At 59.8% G+C, this 2868-nt stretch carries 4 protein-coding genes; all 4 read right to left on the bottom strand.

The annotated features are described in order from the left end of the window. Nucleotides 1-198 (bottom strand): hypothetical protein (locus tag V3W31_10345; protein MEE9615329.1); only part of this gene is annotated, 198 nt, incomplete at its 3' end. A 23-nt stretch (nt 199-221) separates the two neighbouring features. Further along, complete coding sequence (locus V3W31_10340) at nt 222-602, bottom strand: helix-hairpin-helix domain-containing protein (GenBank protein ID MEE9615328.1); 381 nt, start codon at nt 600-602, stop codon at nt 222-224. Nucleotides 603-622: 20 nt separating this feature from the next. Further along, nucleotides 623-2248 (bottom strand): citramalate synthase, encoded by a 1626-nt coding sequence (gene cimA / locus V3W31_10335; GenBank protein MEE9615327.1) that lies wholly within the window; start codon nt 2246-2248, stop codon nt 623-625. Between the two features lie 28 nt (nt 2249-2276). Continuing rightward, nucleotides 2277-2868: ACT domain-containing protein (locus tag V3W31_10330; GenBank protein ID MEE9615326.1), on the bottom strand; the 592-nt coding region annotated here is incomplete at its 5' end.

Raw genomic sequence — 2868 nt, 5'->3', positions numbered from 1 at the left:
CTCCCTTATGGTCTCGAGCTCGCCGTCGACCTCGGCGGCCGCAGCGTTCTTTATCCCTTCGGCCTCGTCCCCGGCGGCTTCGGTTATCTCAAGAGCCCTCACCCTCGCCCCCTCTATAAGGGCCTCCATCTCCCTCTCCTTGACCTCAAGTATGTCGATTATATCTTCTTTCATGTCTTTTTTCATCTCGGTTTTCATCTCGGCTCCCTGAAGGAATGCGCTCAAAAGTCCGGACCCGCCTTGAGGAACGGGCGGACGGAGGCGAGCTTCTCCTCGCCTATCCCGTTTACCTCTATGAGCTCCTCCACCGAATCGAAGCCGCCGATCTCGGTCCTCCTCGTAACGATCCTCCGGGCGAGGGCCTCGCCTATGCCGGGCAGGAGTGTCAGCTCATCGGTGGTCACGGTGTTTATGTCCAGAGGTGTTCCGGCCACGAGCCTACTTTCCGCCGTGCCGCCGCCGGTAGACTCCATGTTGGAAGGGCTATCATTAAATGAGGGTCTTGGTGTGGAGTCGTACGACTTGAGGAAAAAGATAAAGAGACAGGCCGTAAAGAGTAAAACAAAGGGCTTGTAGCCAAAATCTTTCCCCTTACGCTCCATCTCTCCCCCCTTCCTCTCTCTTACTGGCGGCGGGCTTTTTTCTTGTCCTTGTAGAGCTTATACTCGAGGCTGTCGACAATTGCCTGCCAACTCGCCTCTATTACGTTCTCCGAGACCCCGACTGTCCCCCACCTGTCCGAGGCGTCTCCGGACTCGACGAGCACCCGGACCACCGAGGCGGTGCCGCCGAGCCCCGCGAGCACCCGGACCTTGAAGTCCAGGAGCTTTACCTCCTTCAAGGTGGGGTAGAACCTCTCGAGCGCCTTCCGGAGGGCCCTGTCGAGGGCGTTCACCGGACCGTTCCCTTCGGCCGCCGTATGCTCGACCTTGCCGCCGACCTCGAGCATTATCGTGGCCTCTGAGTAGGGCCTCTTGCCGTCTTCCCTCTTCTCGTCTATCACGCGGAAGTCGAGGAGCCTGAAGTATTTTTTCCTTTTCCCTTTCTTCAAGGCCCTCTGCATGAGGAGCTCGAACGAGGCCTCTGCCCCCTCGTACTGGAAGCCCTGGTGCTCTAAAATCTTAAGCTCCGAGAGTATCTTCTTTATGGCCGGGGAGTCGCTCTCGAGGTCAACGCCGTACTCGCGCGCCTTGAAGAGCACGTTCGCCCTGCCGGAGAGGTCGCTTACGAGCACCCTCTGGCGGTTCCCCACGAGCTCGGGCTTTACGTGCTCGTAGGTCTCCGAACTCCTCGCGACCGCGCTCACGTGGATGCCCCCCTTGTGCGCGAATGCACTCTCTCCCACGTAGGGCTGGTGCTTACGGTGCGGGAGGTTGGCGATCTCGTAGACGAAGCCCGCGGTCTTCCGGAGCTTCTTCATACAGGCGGAGCTAAGGCAGTTTACCCCCATCTTAAGCTTAAGCCCGGGGATTACGCTCACGAGGTCCACGTTGCCGCACCTCTCGCCCAGGCCGTTTATAGTACCCTGGACGTGTACGGCCCCCTCCCTGACGGCGGTAAGGGTGTTCGCCACGGCGGTGCCCGAGTCGTTATGAGCATGGATGCCGAGCGGGGTTCCCACCCGGCCGCCTACGTCCCGTACCACCGCCTCCACCTCGAACGGCAACATGCCGCCGTTGGTGTCGCACAGCACGAGGCAGTCCGCACCGGCTTCCATGGCGGCTTCGAGAGTCTTAAGCGCGTAGGCCGGGTCGTCCTTATAGCCGTCGAAGAAGTGCTCGGCGTCGTAGAAGACCGTACCGACCTTTTTCTTCAAATAGCTTACAGAGTCGAAGATCATCTCGAGGTTCTCCTCGAGCGAGGCCCGGAGGGCCTTCCTCACGTGGAGCTTCCAGCTCTTGCCGAATACGGTAACGGCCGGGGTCCCGGCCCTGAGGAGCGCCTTTATGTTGGCGTCGTCCCGGGCCTTTACTCCCTTCCTCCTCGTGGAGCCGAAGGCCGTGAGCCGGGCGGTGGAGAGTTTTTCCCCCTTCATCGCCTTGAAGAACCCTATGTCCCGGGGGTTGCTTCCGGGCCAGCCGCCCTCTATGAAGTGGATGCCGAGCTCGTCGAGGGCGTGCGCCACACGCACCTTATCCTCCACCGAGAACGAGACGTCCTCGGCCTGCGTACCGTCCCTGAGCGTCGTGTCGTAGAGGACAACGGCCTTAGGGGTCTTCGGGGGAGTATGTCGTTTCTTTTTGGCCATAATAAAAAATCTCCGGGTTGCGCCCTTCCTACTTCTCCTCGGTAACCTCTTCTTTGCCGAGCTCGAAGGCGTCGTGGAGGACCCTTACGGCGAGCTCGGCGCGCTTCGCCTCCACCACGCAGGAAATCTTTATCTCGGAGGTGGATATCATTTGTATGTTCACGCCCTCCCTTGCCAGTGTCTCGAACATCAGGGAGGCCACTCCGGCGTGGCTCCTCATCCCGGCGCCGACTATCGATATCTTGGCGATGTCCGGGTCGCTTACGACCTCACGGGCCTCTATCTCCCCGGCCGTTGCTTTAACGAGTTTTAACGCCTTCTCGTAGTCGCCCTTCGAGACGGTGAAGGTCAGGTCGGTATGCGCGTCGTGGCTTATGTTCTGTACTATCATGTCCACGTTTATGCCGGCCTCGGTGAGCGGGCGGAAGAGCTTTGCCGCTATGCCGGGCCTGTCCGGCACCCTCACCACCGATATCTTGGCCTCGTCCTTATTGTAGGTAACGCCGGAAACCACCACCTTTTCCATCTCCTCGTCCTCCTTGCAGACAAGCGTCCCGTCGGCTTCGGTAAACGAAGACCTGACCATCACCGGGACGTCGTATTTTTTCGAGAACTCGACC

The sequence above is a fragment of the Thermodesulfobacteriota bacterium genome (genome assembly GCA_036482575.1).
In the GTDB taxonomy this organism is placed as follows: Bacteria; Desulfobacterota; GWC2-55-46; order GWC2-55-46; family JAUVFY01; genus JAZGJJ01.
Note: the sequence above shows the minus strand (reverse complement) of the source record. Positions and strands in the feature narration are given on the sequence as shown.